This window comes from Rhodococcus sp. NPDC054953 (genome assembly GCF_053609225.1).
Window position 1 is genome coordinate 1 of the sequence record NZ_JBSGXD010000056.1, and the last position, 1713, is coordinate 1713.

The 1713-nt window shown below is 67.4% G+C and carries 1 protein-coding gene; it reads right to left on the reverse strand.

Going from position 1 to position 1713, the window contains the following annotated elements:
• Positions 1-1713: Helicase associated domain protein (locus ACWF62_RS20410; RefSeq protein WP_452631225.1), on the reverse strand; the 1713-nt coding region annotated here is incomplete at both ends.

The following is a 1713-nucleotide window of genomic DNA, read 5'->3' on the forward strand; positions in this document are numbered from 1 at the left end:
CCCCCACACCTCAGGTTTGCGTTGTTTGGCGAGCCATTTGCCGATGTCCATGCCGTGGACGGTGACTCCTGGTGGGATTTCGACCGGCCCTTCCTCTTCGCTCACCAGCTCGCGCAGGGCGGCGTAGTGGCGTTGCCATTGGGCCGGCCAGGTCGGGTTCCAGTCTTCGTCGATTGCCTGTAGCGCGGCTTCCCATTCCGGCTTGCCGGCGAGGGCCCCGGGGCGGCGGAGGTTGGCCAGCCACTGTCCGATGGGTTTGTCGAGCGCGGTGGCGGTGCGGGGCGCACACAAGGTCCAGTACTCCGCGAAGTACACCCGGGCCGCCGCCAGGTTCTCCTGGAACCGTTCGTCGACGATCGACCAGACCATGCCGAGTTCCTCGAGGCGTGCTGCGCGGTTGCTGGACATCTGCCCGGCCCCGAACGCCCGCCGCTGTTCGGCGACCCAGGTCCCGAGTGGGTGTGCGCCCTCGCGGTGTTCGTACGGCACCCGGGCATGGTGCTCACGTTGTGTGAATTTTTTGAGGGCTGCCCAGCCGCGTGCCCAGTCCTGGCGTTCGGTGTCGATGATGTTGAACCTGACCCAGTCGGCGACCATCACCGGGTCACGTGGAGTGGAGAAGCGGAGCAGGAGACGGGCTTCTTCCTCGCCTTCCTCGGGTTCCGGGCCGATGTATTGGGAGGGCTGAACCACGTCTTTCTGAGGCTCCTGTGGGATGGCGAGCAATTCGATTGCTTCTTCATCATGAGCCCGCAGGCCTTCCAGGACCTTCACCAAGGGCCGGTAAGCGCCGGAGGTGAACATGTCCTCACGGTTGTCATCGGGCCCGAGGAAGACCGGGACGATCAGTGACGCGATTTTCCCCTGGCCCGGCTTCTGTCGCAGGGCGCGTCCGATGGCCTGCACGATGTCGTGCGGAGCGGCTTTGGGGTCGATGAACGCGACGCTGTCGACCGCTCTGATGTCGACGCCCTCGCCCAGGACGCGGCAGTTCGAGAGCACGGCCCGCCGGCCGGTGGTCCCGAAGCTGCCCAGGACCTCCCGCCGGCGTGCGGGGAGGTGCTCCCCGCACAGCCAGTCGGTCCACATCCGCCTCGGATACGTCTCCGGTCGGTCCGCGTGGAGCTTCGCCGCCACCCGCCCCAGACCTTCCGCGAACGCCTGGGCCTCTATGGTCCGGTGATGGAAGGTGATGCACGTCTGCAGGTCATGCTGCGCCATGGTGTGCAGGACGGCCGCTTGGAGCGCCCCCAGACGCTGTCCGCGGACCTCCTCGCCGTTCCGCTCCTCGCCCATCAGCCGCCCCGGGGTGACTACCGGGTCCGGGAGCTCGAGAACGATGACCTGATACCGCGCCAGAAGACCCCGCGACACCGCAGAGGCGAGCGAGAGCTTGTACAGGACAGGGCCGAACACTTCTTCGTTGTCCATGGACGCCGCCATCTCCTTGGGCAGCGGATCCCGAACCCCCTCCGCCACCTCCCAGTTGGGCCGTTCCTGCCAGATCCGCGGTGTCGCGGTCAGGTACAGCCGGCGCGCCGCCGGGATCTTCGCCTGGTCGTGGATGGCGGCCCATGCCTTCCCCATCGACCCGCTGGTGCGGTGCGCCTCGTCGACCACCGCCAGGTCCATCGGTGCCAGCTGCTGGCCGTAGGCGCCCGCGAAGGCCTCCTCGAGCACGCCCAGTGACGCGTAGGTGGCGTAGATGGTCAC